19 protein-coding genes are annotated in these 19,895 nt (G+C 46.3%); 17 read left to right on the forward strand and 2 right to left on the reverse strand.

Going from position 1 to position 19,895, the window contains the following annotated elements:
* Positions 1-23: 23 nt before the first annotated feature.
* Entirely contained in the window at positions 24-449 is a 426-nt protein-coding gene (locus ACHWTJ_RS04700; RefSeq protein WP_035406299.1) for a divergent PAP2 family protein, read from the reverse strand.
* Positions 450-660: 211 nt separating this feature from the next.
* Between ACHWTJ_RS04700 and ACHWTJ_RS04705 the strand changes: the two genes are divergently transcribed.
* The 13 genes from ACHWTJ_RS04705 (at position 661) to ACHWTJ_RS04765 (ending at position 16,182) form a co-directional block, all read left to right on the forward strand.
* Positions 661-1,380, forward strand: coding sequence for a response regulator (locus tag ACHWTJ_RS04705; RefSeq protein ID WP_394679200.1), 720 nt, complete (start codon positions 661-663; stop codon positions 1,378-1,380).
* Positions 1,377-3,110: a two-component system histidine kinase PnpS gene (pnpS, locus tag ACHWTJ_RS04710; protein ID WP_294740429.1), complete on the forward strand. Its 1,734-nt coding sequence runs from the start codon at positions 1,377-1,379 to the stop codon at positions 3,108-3,110. Before ACHWTJ_RS04705 ends, pnpS begins: the two co-directional genes overlap by 4 nt.
* A gap of 212 nt (positions 3,111-3,322) precedes the next feature.
* On the forward strand, positions 3,323-5,920 hold the full coding sequence (polA, locus tag ACHWTJ_RS04715) for a DNA polymerase I (protein WP_394679201.1): 2,598 nt from the start codon (positions 3,323-3,325) through the stop codon (positions 5,918-5,920).
* Between the two features lie 16 nt (positions 5,921-5,936).
* Positions 5,937-6,767: a DNA-formamidopyrimidine glycosylase gene (mutM, locus tag ACHWTJ_RS04720; protein ID WP_394679202.1), complete on the forward strand. Its 831-nt coding sequence runs from the start codon at positions 5,937-5,939 to the stop codon at positions 6,765-6,767.
* On the forward strand, positions 6,764-7,357 hold the full coding sequence (gene coaE / locus ACHWTJ_RS04725) for a dephospho-CoA kinase (RefSeq protein ID WP_294745335.1): 594 nt from the start codon (positions 6,764-6,766) through the stop codon (positions 7,355-7,357). The genes mutM and coaE overlap by 4 nt, the downstream gene beginning before the upstream one ends.
* A 148-nt stretch (positions 7,358-7,505) precedes the next feature.
* Positions 7,506-8,549 carry a glyceraldehyde-3-phosphate dehydrogenase gene (locus ACHWTJ_RS04730; protein ID WP_023469025.1) on the forward strand — a complete coding sequence of 348 codons (1,044 nt, stop codon included), beginning with the start codon at positions 7,506-7,508 and terminating at the stop codon, positions 8,547-8,549.
* A gap of 258 nt (positions 8,550-8,807) precedes the next feature.
* Entirely contained in the window at positions 8,808-9,194 is a 387-nt protein-coding gene (gene speD / locus ACHWTJ_RS04735) for an adenosylmethionine decarboxylase (RefSeq protein ID WP_023469024.1), read from the forward strand.
* A 107-nt stretch (positions 9,195-9,301) separates the two neighbouring features.
* Positions 9,302-9,670, forward strand: a complete 369-nt coding sequence (locus ACHWTJ_RS04740) for a hypothetical protein (protein WP_294740433.1) — start codon at positions 9,302-9,304, stop codon at positions 9,668-9,670.
* A 13-nt stretch (positions 9,671-9,683) separates the two neighbouring features.
* Positions 9,684-10,160, forward strand: coding sequence for a transcriptional regulator NrdR (gene nrdR / locus ACHWTJ_RS04745; RefSeq protein WP_087681224.1), 477 nt, complete (start codon positions 9,684-9,686; stop codon positions 10,158-10,160).
* A gap of 72 nt (positions 10,161-10,232) precedes the next feature.
* On the forward strand, positions 10,233-11,594 hold the full coding sequence (locus ACHWTJ_RS04750; protein ID WP_023469021.1) for a replication initiation and membrane attachment family protein: 1,362 nt from the start codon (positions 10,233-10,235) through the stop codon (positions 11,592-11,594).
* Positions 11,595-11,606: 12 nt separating this feature from the next.
* The gene (gene dnaI / locus ACHWTJ_RS04755; protein WP_023469020.1) at positions 11,607-12,524 is read left to right on the forward strand and encodes a primosomal protein DnaI; all 918 of its coding nucleotides are present in this window, start codon (positions 11,607-11,609) and stop codon (positions 12,522-12,524) included.
* 311 nt (positions 12,525-12,835) lie between these two features.
* Positions 12,836-14,776: a threonine--tRNA ligase gene (thrS, locus tag ACHWTJ_RS04760; RefSeq protein ID WP_029342321.1), complete on the forward strand. Its 1,941-nt coding sequence runs from the start codon at positions 12,836-12,838 to the stop codon at positions 14,774-14,776.
* Between the two features lie 194 nt (positions 14,777-14,970).
* Complete coding sequence (locus ACHWTJ_RS04765; RefSeq protein WP_394679203.1) at positions 14,971-16,182, forward strand: hypothetical protein; 1,212 nt, start codon at positions 14,971-14,973, stop codon at positions 16,180-16,182.
* Between the two features lie 48 nt (positions 16,183-16,230).
* On the opposite strand, the gene ACHWTJ_RS04770 is transcribed toward ACHWTJ_RS04765, so the two are convergent.
* A complete protein-coding gene (locus ACHWTJ_RS04770; protein WP_023469017.1) occupies positions 16,231-17,700 on the reverse strand; it encodes a catalase in 1,470 nt (489 codons plus the stop codon).
* A 433-nt stretch (positions 17,701-18,133) separates the two neighbouring features.
* On the opposite strand from ACHWTJ_RS04770, the gene infC reads away from it, so the two are divergent.
* The 4 genes from infC to ACHWTJ_RS04790 all read left to right on the forward strand — a co-directional run bounded on the left by infC (position 18,134) and on the right by ACHWTJ_RS04790 (position 19,883).
* Positions 18,134-18,664 (forward strand): translation initiation factor IF-3, encoded by a 531-nt coding sequence (gene infC / locus ACHWTJ_RS04775; protein WP_029342318.1) that lies wholly within the window; start codon positions 18,134-18,136, stop codon positions 18,662-18,664.
* Between the two features lie 27 nt (positions 18,665-18,691).
* Complete coding sequence (gene rpmI / locus ACHWTJ_RS04780; protein WP_023469015.1) at positions 18,692-18,886, forward strand: 50S ribosomal protein L35; 195 nt, start codon at positions 18,692-18,694, stop codon at positions 18,884-18,886.
* Between the two features lie 37 nt (positions 18,887-18,923).
* The gene (rplT, locus tag ACHWTJ_RS04785; protein WP_012371057.1) at positions 18,924-19,283 is read left to right on the forward strand and encodes a 50S ribosomal protein L20; all 360 of its coding nucleotides are present in this window, start codon (positions 18,924-18,926) and stop codon (positions 19,281-19,283) included.
* A 117-nt stretch (positions 19,284-19,400) separates the two neighbouring features.
* A complete protein-coding gene (locus tag ACHWTJ_RS04790; protein ID WP_053454017.1) occupies positions 19,401-19,883 on the forward strand; it encodes a dUTP diphosphatase in 483 nt (160 codons plus the stop codon).
* Positions 19,884-19,895 lie beyond the last annotated feature (12 nt).

The raw sequence follows: 19,895 nt of genomic DNA on the forward strand, positions 1-19,895 counted from the left end.
CGATTTTTGGATGGGCTGTTGCATTAAAAGAAGAAAACGGGCCACAAGATACCGACAGCCAAACCGAGTAAGAGACCAACGAATACTTGAAACTCGGTGTGACCGACGAGTTCATTCAGGAGAGGAGTCTCGTGACGAATTCCTTTGAAATAATCATTGAGTAATTTTGCCTGAACACCAACGGCTTGTCTAACTCCCGTCGCGTCATACATGATGATCGTGGCAAATATGGCAGCGAGTGCGAAGAGCGAAGACGAGAAGCCTTCCTGAAAACCGATGACTACGGCTAACGCGACGACGGTCGAGCTATGTGAACTAGGCATACCACCGGAAGCAAACATGATCTCCAGGTCGAACTTTCGGGTCCGTACCAAACTCGTGACAAGCTTTGCTGCTTGAGCGATGAACCATGCCGTGATGGCTGCAAAAAGGGGATGGTTCCATTCCATACATTCTACCTCCTACAATAAACGATATGTATTGATTCCCCGTTTTTATCGCTTTTACACGAACGATCTAGTTTGATTCGGTATCTCCTTTAAAGATTATGTAAAGAAACAGCAGAAAGATTTGTGATTTTCCTGTGAAAGTCGGTAAGATGAAGACAGACGAAGCGGATTCCACGGAATTCCTCATTCGAAAGAACGAAACTTGAGGGGGATGCAAGGTTTGAAAGATAAAATTATCGTGGTAGATGATGAATTGTCGATTGCAACACTATTAAAGTTTAATTTAGAACAGGCTGGTTTCGTCGTCGAAACGGCACATGATGGGATGTCAGGCTTGAAACTTGCGGAAAAGCAAGATGCCGCACTAATCGTACTAGATCTAATGTTGCCGGAACTCGATGGTCTGGAAGTGTGCAAACGGCTACGCCAACAAAAAATCAATACACCGATTTTGATGCTGACGGCAAAGGACGATGAGTTTGATAAGGTGCTCGGTCTCGAACTCGGTGCGGACGATTATCTGACAAAACCGTTTAGTCCTCGCGAAGTCGTTGCCCGTGTAAAAGCAATCTTACGACGGATGAGTCATCAGACCGTATCTCCGGATGAGATCACGGACGGGACGATTCTGATTGGTGATGTCAAAATCGTTCCGGATAACTATGAAGCGTTCAAAGCAGAAGAACGTCTTGAACTGACACCTAAGGAATTTGAACTGCTTGTATATCTCGCTAAAAATAAAGGACGTGTCCTGACACGAGATCAACTGTTATCTGCGATTTGGAACTATGATTTTGTTGGCGATACGCGCATCGTGGACGTGCATATCAGTCATGTCCGTGAAAAAATCGAACCGAATACGAAAAAACCGATTTATATCAAAACGATTCGCGGTCTCGGGTATAAGATGGAGGAGCCGAAGCCAGAATGAGTAAGTATCGGAAACGGTTCATCTTTAAAATGATTTCTTTCATCAGTCTGGTGCTTGTTGCACTTGGTTTTCTACTTGGACAATCATTCAAGGAATTCTATGTTCAAAATGAAAAGGAAAAACTGATGGATGAAACCTCTCTTGTCGAGACGATCCTACAAGGGCGCGAAGTTTCTGATATGGCACAATACGTGAATCGATTGTATGCCGAATCCAATTTTGACATGATTTTATTTAACGGACGTGGGGAAATCATCGCCGGTACCCCGGTTGATGTCACGAAACTGAAAGTCGCAACACTCAATTTCTCAGCGATTCCCGAAGATGGTACGTTTGAATCGAAGACGGATGACAGTGTCGTCCAGTTCACGAAGCCTGTTCCAACAGCGGATGGTGGAGAAGTGTACGTCAGTTTCATTCGTTATGCCAAAGATTTGAATATCATCTATTCGCGTATTTGGACGGTCATCTTCTTATCACTCCTTGCGTCACTCGTGATCATCTTCTTGACAATCTATCGTTCAACGAAACGGTTCCTACGACCAATCGCGGAGGCGACCGATGTATTGCACGAGCTGTCACATGGAAATTATAAGTCACGCGTCTACGAGTTAGCGGCACCGGATGAATCACGTGATTTAGGGCGATCCATCAATCTCCTCGCACGAAATCTCGAGAATGCATCGTCCGGTGAAGCGATGCAACGGGCACGCTTAGAATCCTTGATCGAATACATGGGAGCCGGTCTCATGCTAATTGATGAGAAGGGTTACGTCCTGCTCGTCAACCGCACCTACCGGGACATGTTCCATATTCATGAACCATCTAGTGGAAAATTGTATTACCGCGTACTTCCGAATGAAAAGATGAGTCAGGTGATTGAAGATGTCTATCTGACGGAAAAACCGAATCGAAAGCAGTCGAGTGTCCGGTTCGGTATCAATAGTCGGACGTTCATGGTCAGTGCTGCTCCGATTTTCGATAAGAATGGTCGGGTGCAGGGAACGACCGTCGTATTCAACGACATCACGGAAATCAAGAAGCTGGAACAGATGCGTAAAGACTTCGTCGCGAACGTCAGTCACGAATTGAAGACACCACTAACCTCCATTAAAGGATTTGCGGAAACATTACTCGATGGTGCGCAAGATGTTCCGGAAATCCGAGAGCAGTTTTTACGGATCATCCATGACGAATCGGAACGAATGCAAACATTGGTGGAAGATTTGCTTGAGCTGTCTCGTTTAGAACAAGACAACTATCAGCTCGAGACAGCAATCGTTGACGTGACGAGTCTCGTTCGGGAGACAGCAGCACTCCTACACCGACGAGCAGAAGAAAAAGAGATGACGATTCATATCGAAACAGAGGAAGAAGTCTTCATCCGAGCAGATCTGAATCGGTTGAAACAGGTCGTCGTCAATTTGGTTGCGAATGCGCTGAACTATACGCCGAACGGTGGCAATGTCTGGATCCAACTCGAGGATGGAGAAGAGTCTGTCCAACTCATCATAAAAGATGATGGAATCGGTATTCATCCGAAAGAGACGCAGCGCATCTTCGAGCGCTTTTATCGCGTCGATAAGGCACGAAGCCGTAATTCAGGCGGAACGGGTCTTGGACTAGCCATTGTTAAACACATCGTCGATCTTCACCACGGTGAAATCGAAGTCGTTTCAGAAGAGCAGCAAGGAACGACGTTTACGATTCGTTTACCAAAACATGGCTGAATTTCACAGTAGATTCACATTTCCTTAATAGACGTATCTTATGATGAAAGTACCTTCTTCATCATCTGTATGGCGACTGGATCAGCTCCCATGTCGTCATGCCCTTGGCGATTGACTCTTCGTGAGTCAATCGTCTTTTTTTGGTCGTTTTTAGCGAACAAATGTGTGCAGAGTGATACAATAGGAACAGAAAATCGATTAAAGGGGCGTAGATGATGGAAAATAAATTGCTATTGATTGATGGGAACTCGTTGACCTATCGGGCGTTTTTCGCATTACCACCAATGACGGATGCGCAAGGACGAAATACGAATGCAGCTTACGGCTTTACGATGATGTTATTGAAGTTGCTCGAGGAAGAACAACCAACCCATATGCTCGTTGCATTTGATGCTTCGAGTGAAACGTTCCGTCACGATGTCTATCAGGAGTATAAAGGAAGTCGAGAAAAGACACCGTCCGAACTACGTGAGCAATTTCCAATCGTTCGGGACATCTGCGAAGCGCTCGGCATTCAAATGATGGAACTCCATCGCTATGAGGCAGATGATTTAATCGGAACGCTCGCACGGACGATGCCGACGGATCGGACGCGGATCGTCACGGGTGATAAGGATTTACTTCAACTCGTCACGGATAAGGTCGAAGTCTTAATCACGAAGCGTGGCATCACGGACGTCCAGTGCATGACAGAGGAACTGTTCGCTGAGACATACGGTGGTCTTAAACCGATTCAAATGATTGATCTGAAGGGGTTAATGGGGGATAAATCGGATAATATTCCGGGGATTCCTGGGATTGGTGAAAAGACGGCGGTTAAATTAATTTCGGCATACGGTTCTGTTGAGGGACTGTATGAGCACGTCGAGGACTTAAAAGGGAAGCAGAAGGAAAAAGTCATCGCGAACGAAGAGTTAGCGCGACTCTCGAAAGAACTCGCGACGATCAAGGTCGATGTCCCGCTTGAGACGACGCTAGATGATCTGCAAATTCGTGATGTCGATACTCAAGTGCCGTATTCGTTGTTCCAGTCGCTTGGCTTCAAGTCGTTGACGAATCGATTCGCTCCTGTCGTCAAAGAAGAGGATAAAGAGCAGTTGAATGTCGTGACAATCACTTCACTTCCTGAAAACGTCACCGATGCGGTGTTGCTCGCTGAACAGCTGCGAGAGGATTACATGGAAGAAGACATCATTGGGTTTGCGATTGCGACGCCTGACACGATCTATGTTGCTGCCCCAACGCTTGTCGAGGATCCGGCATTCCGCCAATGGATCGAGTCGGAACATCGAAAGATTTGTCTCGATGCCAAACAAGTCGCATTCGCATTGCGTAAGCATGGCTTAACCTTAAACGGTTATGAGGATCTATTATTAGCGGGTTACTTATTGAACTTAAGTGGCGGTACGACCCTCGCTTCAATTGCTGGTCATTATGCATTGATGGCACCGAACGAAGAAGCAGTCCTCGGTAAGGGAGCTAAACGGCTAGCACCAGCGGATGACGTATTACACCCTTATCTTGCAGAGAAAGCACGGATGATCGAATTATTGTTCCCGAAAGTCCGGGAAGAGTTGAAGGCGAATCAGCAATATGAGCTGTATGAATCACTAGAGCGTCCATTATCAGGTGTCCTCGCTGAGATGGAGTGGACGGGGATTCGTGTCGATGTCGCGACGCTCCAATCGATGCAATCAGATCTTGCCGGACGTCTTACGGAACTTGAGACGTTGGTCTTTGAAGCGGCAGGTGAGTCGTTCAATATCAATTCACCGAAACAACTCGGTGTGATTCTGTTTGAAAAACTCGAACTACCCGCCTTCAAGAAAACAAAGACCGGCTATTCGACTGCCGCAGACGTTCTTGAAAAACTGCGCCCATTGCATCCGGTCATCGATCACATCATGCTTTACCGCGAGCTCCAAAAGTTGCAGTCGACGTATGTCGAAGGATTACAAAAAGTCATAAAGGAAGACGGAAAGATTCATACTCGTTTTGCTCAAACGATCGCCCAGACCGGCCGTTTAAGTTCGGTCAATCCGAACCTTCAGAATATCCCGATTCGGATTGAAGAAGGCCGGAAGATTCGAAAAGCCTTCGTTCCGAGTGAAGAAGGCTGGTCACTGTACGCTGCCGATTATTCACAAATCGAATTACGTGTCATGGCTGATATGTCGCAGGATCAGACGCTTGTCGATGCGTTCCTCCATGATGAGGATATCCATACTCAAACGGCAAGTAGTGTCTTTGGTGTCGAACCGGAGGATGTCACAGGAAACATGCGGCGTCAGGCGAAAGCTGTCAACTTCGGCATCATTTACGGTATCAGCGATTATGGACTGTCACAAAACTTGAACATCACGCGGAAGGAAGCACAATCGTTCATCGATCGTTATTTCGAGCTGTTCCCACAAATCAAACAGTTTATGGATACGGCGATCGAGACGGCACGAGCGAATGGATTCGTCGAAACGTTGATGAACCGGCGCCGTAACATCCCGGATATCAATTCGAAAAATTTCAACTTACGCGGTTTTGCCGAACGTACGGCAATTAATACACCGATTCAAGGTTCGGCTGCGGATATCATTAAAAAAGCGATGCTTGATGTCCATGCTGCCTTACAGGCATCTGATCTGAAAGCACGTTTGTTATTACAAGTACACGATGAATTGATTTTTGAAGCACCAGACGAAGAACTCGATGCGCTACAAGCGCTTGTCAAGCAAGCGATGGAGCAGACCGTCGAACTATCCGTACCGCTACGCGTCGATGGGGGCGCAGGACATACGTGGTACGAAACGAAGTAAGCAAGGAGGAATAGATGTGCCTGAATTACCTGAAGTCGAGACCGTTCGCCGCAGTTTAGAACGTTCGGTCTCTGGAAAGACAGTCTCTTCCGTCAAAGTCTACCATCCGAAAATGATTCGGGGGATGGAAGTAGCACCATTTGCAGATGCCTTACATCAAGAACGAATCGAACGTGTTGAACGTCGCGGTAAGTTCCTACTCTTTGATTTTGATCGTTTTTATCTCGTCAGCCATTTACGGATGGAGGGGAAGTACTTCCCGTATCCGCAACCGGTCGAGCGGGATAAACATACCCATGTCGTCTTCCGTTTCACGGATGGTTCGGAGCTTCATTACAATGACGTTCGAAAGTTCGGAACGATGGAGTTGCGTGATAAGGAAACAGCGATGCAGACTGCTCCACTGGCACAACTGGAGCGTGAACCGTTTGATCCGGAGTTCACAGCAGAAGTATTAGCGGAGAATTTAATTCGTAAAAAAAGAAGTCCGATTAAAACGGCATTGCTCGACCAATCGATTTTCCTTGGTCTCGGTAACATCTATGTCGATGAGACCCTTCACGCGGCACGCGTCCATCCGTTAACAAAAGCCGGTGCCTTGACACTTGACGATATCTCACGCATTCATCAAGCCGGAATCGACGTCTTACGACAAGCGGTGGAAGCGGGAGGAAGTACGATCCGAAGTTATGTCTCACCTTCCGGAAAAGGTGAGTTCCAGCTTCAACTCGCGGTATACGGTCAAAAGGGCGAACCGTGTCCCCGTTGCGGCACTGCCATTGAAAAAATCAAAGTCGGTGGACGGGGAACACACTTCTGTCCGACGTGCCAACAGGTCGCCTTATGAGGGTGGGTCTGACGGGCAGTATCGCCACCGGTAAAAGTACGGTCTCTAGCTATCTGAAGCAAAAAGGAATAGCAGTCATCGATGCGGATCTCGTTGCGCGAGAAGTCGTTGAGCCGGGAGGGCGAGCCTATGAGGCGGTCAAGATGGTCTTCCCGGAAGCATTCGAGGAAGGACGTCTCGTTCGTCCAAAACTTGGACAAATTATTTTTCAGGATAGTGAAAAACGACAACAATTGAATCAGTTGATGCATCCGATTATTCGACAACAGATGCTCGATGAAGCAGATGCCTATGAACGTTCAGGACATTCGCTTGTTGTTTTTGATATTCCATTGCTGCTCGAGGGAGATTGGCGGAGTCTATTTGATCGTGTCGTAGTCGTCTATTGTCCAGAGGACATGCAGTTAAGGCGATTGATACAACGTAATGATCTATCGGAAGCAGAAGCATATGCACGTATTCATGCGCAACTTAGCATCGAACAGAAAAAAGAGCTTGCAGATGATGTGTTCTTTAACGAAGGTAGTCTCGATTCGTTATACCAACAAATCGATCGGTGGTTAAGTCGATACGACGATCACCGCAGATGATGACAGAACATGAAAAAAATCGTGAAGTGAGAGAAGTTTCCATCTTCTCTCACTTTTTTTAGAGAACATAATGAAATCGCTTACATTTCATGATATAGTTCTATCTGTAAACGGAGCTACATCCGTCACATTGAAGGGGGATCCGCACATGGGAGTCAAGGTGGCAGTCAATGGTTTTGGTCGAATTGGTCGAATGGTCTTTCGACGTCTGATCGCTGAGGGGAAAAGCGAAGTCGTAGCAATCAATGCGAGTTATCCAGTCGAAACGCTCGCGCATTTAATCAAGTACGATACAGTACACGGGAAATTCAATTATCCGGTCGACATCATCGATGGGGCGTTGATGGTTGACGGAAGACAAATTCAAATCGTCAGTGAACGCAATCCTGAGCTATTGCCGTGGGGGGAACTCGGCATCGATATCGTCGTCGAAGCGACAGGAAAGTTCAACTCAGATACGGGTGCTGCGAAGCATTTAGTGGCAGGCGCAAAAAAGGTCGTCATCACGGCACCTGCTAAAGGGGATGTCCGGACGATCGTCATGGGTGTCAATGACGACATGTATGATCATGAAACAGATGCTATCGTCTCGAACGCATCATGTACGACGAACTGTCTCGCACCTGTCGTGCAAGTCATCGATCGGGCATTCGGCATCGAATCCGGTCTCGTGACGACGGTGCATGCGTTTACAAACGATCAAAATAATATCGATAATCCACATAAGGATTTACGTCGTGCCCGTGCGTGCGGCTCATCGATCATTCCGACATCAACAGGTGCGGCAAAGGCGATTTCTCTCGTTTTACCACACTTGGAAGGAAAATTGAATGGACTCGCGCTTCGTGTCCCGACACCAAACGTCTCACTTGTCGATCTTGTCGTAGAAGTCAGTCGCGATACGACAGTTGCTGAAGTGAACGAAGCGTTCACGAAGGCAGCGGACGGTGCGCTTGAAGGCATTCTAGGAATGACAATGGAACCGCTCGTCTCGATCGACTTCAACGGAGAAGAGCGTTCGACGGTCGTCGACGGACTCTCGACGATGGTCATGGGAGGTCGTCAGGTGAAGGTCCTCGCTTGGTACGATAATGAGTGGGGTTACTCCTGCCGTGTCGTCGATCTCGTACACCTTGTTTCGGCGCATTTAGAGGCGATGGGAACGGTTGAAAAAGAACTTGAATTGAATTAATGATAACGGGCAGATTCCAGGAATGACGGGATCTGTCCCGTTTTTTTTCTAGAAATGTATTAATTTTTGAAATTTATCCTTGTGTATCTTTTTGATACTCGCTATAATTCAAATCGTGAACTTCAATCGGTCTGGCAATCGCAGCTTAAAGGGTTAGGACCTCTCTGGACTAACTTTCCCCCGTGGGTGCGAACGACTCAGGCGCAAAGTAAGTGATCAACTACTTTGAAGACCATTGAATGTAGGGGGGATCCACAAATGGATACTATGGGAAGACACATTATTGCAGAACTTTGGGATTGTAATCCTGAAAAATTGAACGACATGGAATTCGTTGAACGACTTTTCGTTGACGCAGCACTTCAAGCAGGTGCAGAAGTACGAGAAGTAGCATTCCACAAGTTTGCACCACACGGCGTCAGTGGCGTCGTCATTATCTCTGAATCGCACTTAACGATTCACAGTTTCCCAGAGCACGGGTATGCATCGGTTGATGTCTTTACTTGTGGGGATCGGATCGATCCAGCCATCGCAGCGAATTATATTGCTGAAAAGCTCGATGCGAAAATCCGTGAAAATGTCGAAATTCCACGTGGTATGGGACCTGTTCAAGTTCCAGCGGCTACTGTCCAGCACGTCAACTGACAATACACACGAATTCGTCAAGCCCTCGTCGTTCAGACGAGGGCTTTTTAATATGTCTGACGTCTGTTATTCTTAATAGTAGAAGAAACAAAGAAAAGAGGATGACCATGGGACTGAAGGAACGTTTGCAAAAACAGCTAGAGACATCCGATACACATAAAAACGAAAACTTACGCACACACTACTACGCGGCAACGGTTGAAATGTTGTTTGCTGGTTTAGAAAATATCTTAAAGCAAGATGGCGGAACGGTTCGTCGTGTTGACGCGGAACGTGGAGAACTCGCTTTTACATTAAAAGAAGTCGACGGACTCGCGACCGTCATCATGGTCGCAGGCGGACGTACGGCTGTCGATCTCTTCTTACACCGTGAAAGTCTTCTCGGACCTGATCTCGAAAAACACATCGAGCGCATCTATGCGTCGCTTGACGCAGGATACCGATTAAAAATGATTGGAACAAAAGAAATCACCTGAACGGAGGTACGGCATGCGCTGTCCAGCCTGTAATTTTAACGGAACAAAAGTACTGGACTCAAGACCAGTCCAGGATTTCGGTTCGATTCGAAGAAGACGTGAATGCGAGTCTTGCGGCTATCGTTTTACGACATTCGAAATGGTCGAACAGACCCCTTTAATCATTGTAAAGAAAGACGGAACACGTGACGAATTCAATCGCGAGAAAATTTTGCGGGGACTAGTGCGTGCCTGTGAAAAACGTCCGATTTCGATTGAACAGCTGGAAATGGTCGTCAGTCGGGTTGAAAAGGCATTACGGGCGACGGCTCAGCATGAGATTCCAAGTGAGCAGGTTGGACGTCTCGTGTTAAATGAATTAGCTTCCGTCGATGAAGTGGCATACGTCCGCTTTGCGAGTGTTTATAAACAATTCAAGGACATCAATGTCTTCTTCCAAGAGCTCTCAGAGCTGATGGAGCGACATCAAGAAAATGACCGTGAAAATTGAACGTGATATGAGAGAGGTCGTCTGTCCGGTCAGCGTACCTCTCTTTTTCTCCCTAAGGAAAGGACGAGTCAGATGGTAGAACGTGAACTTTCCGGTACCGATCTTTGCTTAGTGATGAGCAATGGTGTCGTCGACCGTGAAGCCTATCAATCTTTATATTATTTGTACCAACCAATCATCGGTGTCAAAGCGCTTGGGCTCTATCAAACCTTTTGGAGTGAGATGATTCCGGGGAAAACAAAATCCCAATACATCTCCCATGCGGAACTTGGAACGCTACTCGGTTTTTCGGTCGATGAGTTCAAGGAAGAGTTATTCAAGCTAGAAGGCATCGGGTTGATTCGGACGTTCGAAGCGCGCCAAGCCGCGTATCGCTACATCTATCAAATCAGAGTGCCGCTCGCGCCGAACACTTTCTTGAATGATGGAGTGTTATCGAGTCTGCTGTTCTACCGCGTTGGTGAAATCCGGTTCCGGTCGTTACAGCATCGTTTCCGGACAGAGCCACTTCCGAAGAACATCGTTGATCGGACGGTTCGGTTTGATCAAGTATTCGATGTGAAGGCTGGTCTTGCTTCCGCGCATCAGCCAAAAGCTTATGCGAAACAGGAACGTGCGGTGTATGAATTTGATTATTCGTTTGATCTAGAAGAGATGAAGCGACAAACTGATCGTTTCCTGCCACGAACATTTTACTCAAAGGCGATCGATCATCTGCTCGTGAAGCTTGCTTACGTCACGCAGTCGAATGAAGCATTGATGGCGGAACTGTTGAATGCCCGTTTCCGTCACGAAGCATACTTGCCGATGACCGATGCTGAGAAACAAGAACGTTGCAAACAGATGATGTTGTCAGCGAAACAAAAACTCAGCCGCGAGAAAAAAGCGAAGGTCGCCTCACTCGACACAATCGAGGTCGGAGACGTCGAAGCGACGGAAACGATGGAAAGCACCCATCCGAAGCATTATGTCGCGAAGTTACGGAAGGTCAAAGCGCTGTCTGAACGCGATGAAGAGTTGATCCAGCAACTGATCATCGATTATGAAATGTCGTCTGGGATCGTCAATGCCGCTTACTACTATGCGCTCGTCGTCAAAAAAGACAACCGATTCAGTAAGAACTTCCTTTTATCGATCGTCGATGATTGGAAACAGAAAGGGTACGTGACGGCGTCCGAAGCACTGGCGAAAACGCAGGAGCAGGATGACTTGATCGCGAAGAAACAGGAGCAAAAACAAGAACGCGCGCGTCAGACCGTTGGTGGACGTCGGGGACGGACAAGCAATACGAACGGTGGTCCGAATCCGAAGTGGTTGCAAGAAGAAAAGGCAAAACAACAGCAGTATGAAGCCTCTAAAAAAGCGAGTTTCGAAGCAGATGTTCCAGACGATGAAGAGATGGAACGGATCTTACGAGAACTGAAGGGGAACTAAAGGAGTCGGGACATGGAACATATCCAATCATCTATCGAAAAAATATTAAGTCGACCGGACGTCGCAGAATCGGTTCGAGCGATTCAACAACGGGTGTTGTCTCATCCGGGGGTCGTCATGTTCTTACGGACACATCCGGAAATCGATCAACGGATGATCGAACGGGGCATGCTCAAGCTGAATGAATACGCGGAACAGATGGACGGAAATCGACTGATTGAAAGTAAAGCCGTCATCGAAGGCTACCAGCCGATCCTGCACGTCGAAAAAGGACAGATCGTCGTCTCGTATGAGAAGTCACAAGCACTCAAAGACCGCGAGGATGAACGTGCGCTTGAGAAGAAATTCAAGAGCTTGTTCCTGCCAGATGAAGTGCGCGATGCGAACTTCAGTGATTTCGACTTGTCGACGACGGACCGGAAGCTCGCCTTGCGTGCGGCTTCGCAGTTCCTCAATCATCTGCGTTCAAAAGAGCATGTAAAGGGACTGTACCTGCACGGTAGCTTTGGTGTCGGGAAAACGTATCTCTTGGCTGCGATCGGGAATGCACTGAAGAAAGAACGGATTGCTACGATTCTCGTCCATGCCCCGGGGTTCGTCGCTGAAGCGAAACGACGGATCCGGTCTGACTCGTTCGATACGTTCCTCGAAGGCTTCCAAACGATTCCAGTCTTATTAATTGACGATATCGGCGCAGAGTCGATCAGTCCGTGGGTACGGGATGAATTGTTTGGGATCATTTTGCAATATCGTATGATGCATCGTCTGCCGACATTGTTCAGCTCGAACTTATCGTATGATGAACTCGAGCTCCATTTCGGGATTACGAACGATCAAGGCGATAAATTAAAAGCCGCACGACTGATGGAACGGATCCGGACGACGACACAACCGATCGAGTTCCTTGGTGAAAATCGACGTCGCTACTAATTTTCCTTGTCAAGGAAGCGGCCGATTCGTTATACTAATGACACGTCAATAGACGATGCAACGATTGAGGATATGAAGTATGAAATGAACCAAACTAGCGAGAGAAGAATGGTGGAAGCTTCTCATGGAATCATTCATGTCTTTACTCCCTCATAGCACGAACGGGGCTAATCCGTTTGCGCCTCACGCCCGTTAACGCGTGTTCGAGCCGAACCAGTGAATGGTCCGGGAACGAGGGTGGTACCACGAGATTAAGACTCGTCCCTTTTTAGGGATGAGTCTTTTTTATTTTGTTAAAGGGGGAAACAGTCATGTCAAACATCGCACTTACATTTCCAGATGGCGCCGTAAAGGAATTCGCAGTCGGTACGACAGCAGAAGAAGTCGCTGCATCAATCAGCCCAGGACTTCGTAAAAAAGCATTTGCTGCCAAACTAAACGGGCACGCCATCGATTACCGTCGTCCAATCGAAGAGGACGGCACAATCGAATTGATCATGCCGGATTCAGAAGAAGGACTCGACTTGATTCGTCACTCTTCAGCTCACTTGATGGCACAAGCGATCAAACGTCTGTACCCAGATGAAACGATTCATCTTGGAATCGGACCGACAATCGAGAATGGTTTCTACTATGACATCGATATGGAACGTCGTCTGACAGAAGAAGACTTACCAGAAATCGAGAAAATGATGAATAAAATCGCCGGTGAGAATTTGCCAATCGAACGGGAAGTCGTCTCGCGCGACGAAGCACTCGCGATCTATAAAGAACTCAATGATCCGTTGAAAGTCGAATTGATCGAATCGATTCCTGCTGATCAGGATTTGACGATTTACCGTCAAGGCGAATTCTTCGATCTCTGCCGTGGACCTCACGTTCCAGCGACAGCGAAGTTACAAGTCTTCAAATTGATGAGCATTGCTGGTGCTTACTGGCGTGGTGATTCCAAAAACAAGATGTTACAACGGATTTACGGTACAGCATGGGCGACAAAAGATCAGCTGAAACAACATCTCCACTTCCTCGCTGAAGCGAAAGAGCGGGATCACCGTAAGCTCGGGAAGGAACTTGGCTTGTTCTTCACTTCTCAAGAAGTCGGTCAAGGACTCCCGATGTGGCTACCAAAAGGAGCAGCAATCCGTCGGACGGTCGAGCGTTATATCGTCGATAAAGAACTCGAACTTGGATATGAGCACGTCTACACACCGGTTCTCGGTTCAGTCGATCTATACAAGACATCGGGTCACTGGGATCACTATCAAGATGACATGTTCCCGAAAATGGAGATGGACAATGAAGAACTCGTTCTTCGTCCGATGAACTGTCCACATCACATGATGGTCTACAAGAACGAACCGCGTTCGTACCGTGATTTACCGCTTCGTGTCGCGGAGCTTGGTGGCATGCACCGTTACGAAATGTCTGGTGCCTTGACTGGTCTTCAGCGCGTTCGCTACATGGTCCTTAACGATGGGCATACGTTCGTTCGCCCTGACCAAATGAAGGATGAGTTCAAAGCTATCGTTCACCTCATTCAAGAAGTCTATGCTGACTTCGGAATCACGGATTACAAATTCCGTCTTTCGTACCGTGACCCAGCGGATAAAGAGAAGTACTTCGATAACGATGCGATTTGGGAAATGGCGCAACGTGAGTTGAAAGAAACAATGGATGAGCTCGAACTGGAATATTTCGAAGCAGAAGGCGAAGCTGCCTTCTACGGACCAAAGCTTGACGTTCAAGTTCGGACAGCACTTGGTAAAGATGAGACGCTTTCGACAGTCCAACTCGACTTCCTCTTACCAGAGCGATTCGAATTGACGTACAAAGGAAATGACGGACAAGATCACCGTCCGGTCGTCTTACACCGAGGTGTCGTTTCGACGATGGAACGATTCGTTGCATACTTGATCGAAGAATACAAAGGCGCTTTCCCAACATGGCTCGCACCTGTTCAAGTGAAATTGATTCCGGTTTCTAAAGTTCATGAAGACTATGCCCGTGAAATCAAAGCGATCTTGTTGAAAAAAGGAATTCGTGTCGAAACAGATTTCCGTGACGAGAAACTCGGATACCGGATTCGTGAAGCACAAGTCAATAAAGTACCAGTCATGCTCGTTCTAGGTGATAAAGAAGTCGAATCGCGCGAAGTCAACATTCGTCGCTACGGTTCAAAAGACTCAAGCAACGCATCACTTGAACAATTCGTCGCTGATTTAGAACAAGAAATCGCGAACCGTTCAAAATAATGACGTATTACCGATTGTTCCGTTTTACGGGATGATCGGTTTTTTTTGTATATCCTTTAAAACAAATGGAGTAGATCCGATAAACAAGAGAGTTAATTTTTAAAAAAAGAAGATGGAAATATTTATTTTTATTTGGAAAAGGATTAGAATGTAATGGGAAATGGATAAATTTGTTTTATGAGTAGAAAGGACGTATGACATTGAAACGAACACTGACAGTAACGCTTGCTGCCTCTCTCTTGTTCATGGGAACTTCAGCTGAACAGCCCAAAGCAGCGACAACAAAAAAGACATATCGCATTACACCAAAAACAGAAGCGATCGATCCCTTGATTCGAAAATATACGACCTACAATGCGAAAACGCGAAATCATTATACGATGCGTTCTTATTTAGAAAGACTTGAAAAAGAGGGTGGAGGTACACTAGTTTTAACGAAAGGAACGTATCTATCTCCCCTGCGTGTCGGAATCCCATCGAACACGACGGTCATTTTAGAAGACGGAGTCATCATCAAAAAGACATCTGAAACGGGGACGTCGAAAATCAGTGCGACCACGAGTGTCTTTGACCTAGTAGCACCGTCTGTGTTACGTCTGAATAAAAAAATGTCGAAATACAACGGTACGAAAAACGCACGCATCATAGGAAAAGGGAACGCGCAAATCGATTTAAACGGTTTTTCACGAGGATCTGCCTTTGCGATTGCACACAATCAAAATTTATATATCGGTGGCATCACAGTGCGTAATCAAAAAGGGTCACATGCGATGGAGTTAGACGCGACGAAAAACGCGACGATTGAAAATATGAAGTTTGTGGATGCGACGATGATAGCGAATACAGGACCAAACGAATCGATCAACTTAGACACACCGGATCCAATCACGAAAGGTTTTCCGTGGAAGTGGTCTGCTCAAGATGGTACACCGAATTCGGATATCACGATTCGAAACAATGTTTTTTCTAACATTAACGTCGCCATTGGCACACATCAATATACAGAGAATCGTTTACACACGAATATCCGGATTGAAAATAACTTGATCGATAAGACGAAGGACTATGCCATTTCAATGATGAACTGGAAAAATCCGACCGTTATCAACAATACGATTCGCAATGTACACCGGGCAGACGGAAAAGCAATGACGATTTTAGGGCGAGGCATCATCGGCGGAACGATTCGCTATAATACGTTCGAAAACGCCGATCGTGCGATTCAAATGCAACCGTTTCAAAGCGATGGATATGCACCAATTTATAACTCATTTACGGAAACAGAAAAACAATACATGCAACAAAATAGTGTCAAAGATGTTGGATTAGGAAGAATCGTCTTATTTACGAAATTAAACGAATATACGTATGCAACAGCTGAACGATATGACTTTGTTCCGTACTAAAACCAAGCACAAGCACCCAAGACTAGCGTCGAGGGTGCTTGTTTTACGTTATGAACGCATTTGTTGTAAGAACGGTTCGATATCGACTTGAAGCGCTTCTGATAGTTTCTGACCGAGTGAAGCATCAGCACGGTAGAAGTTACAGATTGCAAGCAAGACCGTGTTTTCATGACGAACCTGCTCGAGATCATTAACAAGGTTTTTCAGAAGGGCTGCTTGCTCGTCTTCTGTCAAACGACGGTATACTTCGCCGGCTTGACCGAAGTTATTCGTCTTCTCGATTTCGAGACGACCATGTTTATCATCAAGCAACGGTTGATTTTCTTCCGTGTACTCTGGTGTTTCCTTAGGTTCTTCTTGATAGCGGTTCGGTTCGTAGTTCACCGGACTCGTTTGCTGACCGACTGGCATTGCGCCGTCGCGTTGATAGTTGTTCACTTGTGCGAACGGACAGTTGATCGGAAGTTGTTGGTAGTTCGTTCCGATACGGTAACGTTGTGTGTCCGAGTAAGAGAACAAGCGACCTTGTAACAACTTATCTTCAGATGGCAACATCCCTGGAATCAAGACACCTGGGTTGAACCCGACTGATTCTGTTTCAGCGAAATAGTTATCGACATTTTTGTTCAATGTCATCGTACCGACGTGTTGGAACGGGATAACATCTTCAAACCAATCCTTTGTCGCATCGAGCGGATCGAAATCGAACTGATCGACGTCAGCCGGATCGAGCACCTGTACGAACAGATCCCATTCCGGGTAATCGCCATCTTCAATCGCTTGGAACGTATCGTTTGAAGCATGGTTGAAGTCTTTTCCTTGAATCTCTGTCGCTTCTTCTGCTGAGAGATTATGAATACCAGCTTTCGGTACCCAGCGTAATTTGACGTAAACCGTATTGCCATGAGCGTTCACCCATTTGAATGAATGGACGGAAGAACCACGCATTTTACGGTAGCTTGCAGGAATTCCTTCATCCGTAAAGAGGTGCATGAGCATATTCGTTGATTCCGGTCGAAGTGTCATGAAGTCCCAGTAACGGTCAGGATCTTGAATGTTCGTGCGTGGATCTGGTTTAAGCGAATGCACCATATCCGGGAACTTCATGGCGTCACGAATGAAGAAGACAGGCAAGTTGTTCCCGACGAAATCCCAGTTTCCTTCTTCTGTATAGAACTTGACAGAGAATCCACGTGGATCGCGGAGTGTCTCTGGAGAATGCGTGCCGTGAATAACAGTCGAGAAACGGGCGAAGACAGGAACTTCTGTCCCTTCTTCTTGTAAAAACGCAGCTTTCGTGTACTTTTTCATCGAGTTTTTCACAGTGAAGACACCGTGAGCACCGAATCCACGAGCATGTACGACGCGCTCAGGAACACGTTCCCGGTCGAAATGGGCCATCTTTTCAATTAATTGATAGTCTTCTAATAGCGTCGGTCCGCGACGTCCAGCAGTACGTGAATTCTGGTTGTCTCCAATCGGTACACCTTGATTGGTCGTTAATCGTTTTTCAGTCATCTGTTATTCTCCTCCTTATGTAAGATTAAATTGATTATAAAACAATAATCATTCTAAATAAACAATTTTGCTTGCGAATGTTCTGAATCTTTTTTCCATGTAAAGAGTGTACCCGTGAAAAACAGGTTAGAAACTTCTTGCTTATCCGTTAAAGGATTGCTATTATAATCAAGTATGTGAGCAACGTTCTGTAAGAACATAGAAAGCGGCTTGACATCACGGGAAAACAAGTGCTATGATAGCAAAGTGAAATGACAACAAAGCAGAAGCATCCCGCTTCTCACCATGTATGACGACTCGTACTGGTTCATCATGAAGATACGCAATGTGTAGCGATTGCTATGCCTTGACGTTCCTTATGAGTGTGGGCGGGAAGAACTGCCGACGCTTTTTTTATAGCGTTTTCTATCATTCATTTTTCGTGCATTGCACGATGGAGGTGCTAACCATTAGCAAAGATCTGTTAATCAATGAAAGCATCCGTGCCCGGGAAGTTCGTCTTATCGGAGCGGATGGTGCTCAACTAGGTGTCCAATCACGCAACGAAGCGCTACGTCTCGCAGAGGAAGCGGAACTTGACCTCGTCATGGTCGCTCCACAAGCGACGCCGCCAGTTTGTAAGATCATGGACTACGGTAAATACCGTTTCGAGATGCAAAAGAAGGACAAAGAAACTCGGAAGAATCAGAAAGTGATTCAGATGAAAGAAGTTCGTCTTAGCCCGACGATCGAGGAGAACGACTTCCAAACGAAATTCCGTAATGCGAAGAAATTCTTGGAGAATGGTAACAAAGTGAAAGCGAGCATTCGTTTCCGCGGTCGTGCCATCACTCACTCGGAAATCGGTAAACGCGTTCTCGAACGCCTCGCAACGGATTTAAGTGAGTTCGGTGTTGTGGAACAGAGACCGAAGATGGAAGGACGCAGCATGTTCCTCGTGCTTGCTCCTAAGAAAGAAGACTAATCGAATCGAAGTAGGAGGGAATCTCTCATGCCTAAAATGAAATCGCACCGCGGTGCTTCTAAACGTTTCAAACGTACTGCTTCTGGCAAATTGAAACGTGGTCGTGCTTACACAAGCCACTTGTTCGGTAACAAATCAACAAAAGCGAAACGTAAATTACGTAAAGCTAGCATGGTATCTACGGGTGACTTCAAACGCATCCGTCACATGATCGCGAAGTAATTTATCCAATCGTATACAGATTTAGGAGGGAATTTATATGCCACGCGTAAAAGGCGGATATACGACTCGTCAACGTCGTAAAAAACAACTCAAATTAGCTAAGGGCTACTACGGCTCGAAACATACACTCTTCAAGGTTGCGAAACAGCAAGTCATGAAATCTCTCATGTACGCTTACCGTGACCGTCGTCAAAAGAAACGTGACTTCCGTCGCCTCTGGATCACTCGGATCAATGCGGCAGCACGTATCAACGGTCTTTCTTACAGCCGCATGATGCATGGTCTTAAATTAGCAGGTATCGACGTTAACCGTAAGATGCTCGCTGACCTCGCAGTTACAGATGCAACTGCATTTGCTTCACTTGCTGACACAGCAAAAGCAAAATTGAACGCTTAAGTTCTACAATTCGTCGGGGAATTTAATTCTCCGACGTTTTTTCGATTTAATGATAAAATAAGAAGGCACGTCGATGAGACGGTCATATGATTTTTTTAGATAGAAGGAGAATTAAAGATGGATTGGTTGACACTTTTTGAGATGCAAGAACAGTTGGATAAACGGATTCAGTCAGAACATCAATTGACAGGCAATCAATTCGACGAGCGTCTGCTCGCCTTATTGGTCGAGCTCGGTGAACTTGCGAACGAGACACGTTGCTTTAAGTTCTGGTCGAAGAAGGGACCATCCGCTCAAGTCACAATTCTTGAGGAATATGTCGATGGCGTCCATTTTCTACTCTCACTAGGTCTAGCACTTGAGTATAAGAAGAATCATTTTGCAGAAGGTGACTTCTATTTAACGGCAACGGATGCTTTTTTAGACGTCTATAACAAAACGAACGTCTTCGCGATTTCGCGGACGGAACAAAGTTATGATGTTCTGATTGGTGCATACCTTGCATTAGGTGCTACACTAGGCTTTACACAGGATATGATTTTCAAGGCTTACATTTCTAAAAATGAAGCAAACCATGTGCGACAAGACAACGGTTACTAAGGAGGAAATCAG

This window comes from uncultured Exiguobacterium sp., from assembly GCF_964277885.1.
In the GTDB taxonomy this organism is placed as follows: Bacteria; Bacillota; Bacilli; order Exiguobacteriales; family Exiguobacteriaceae; genus Exiguobacterium_A.